The sequence below is a fragment of the Vibrio sp. ZF57 genome (genome assembly GCF_001691235.1).
GTDB classification, from domain to species: domain Bacteria; phylum Pseudomonadota; class Gammaproteobacteria; order Enterobacterales; family Vibrionaceae; genus Vibrio; species Vibrio crassostreae_C.
Map to the genome: position 1 here is coordinate 1 of NZ_MAKD01000095.1, position 294 is coordinate 294.

1 protein-coding gene is annotated in these 294 nt (G+C 45.2%); it reads left to right on the forward strand.

Annotation, left to right across the window (positions count from 1 at the left end):
* The coding region (locus tag A6D97_RS14315) for a transposase (RefSeq protein ID WP_139074319.1) at positions 1-294 on the forward strand (294 nt) is incomplete at both ends.

Below are 294 nucleotides of genomic sequence, written 5' to 3' on the forward strand. Positions count from 1 at the left end.
GAAACACGTTCCCTTAATGCTTGAAGATGCAGAAAATGAACTGCCACATCTCGCAAGAACGGTGATTGCCGATGCTTATCACCACCTTGGAGAGTTGAATCAACGTATCGCCGATACTGAACAAGTCTTCGACTCTTTTGCTAAGGTCAGCGCTAATGTTCAACGAGTGATGAAAGTTCGAGGTATTGGGCCGCAAACCGCTACTGCGATACTTGCTTCGATAGGCAATGGTTCTCAATTTGATAAAAGCCGTGATTTCTCTGCTTGGCTAGGACTCGTACCAAAGCAATATTC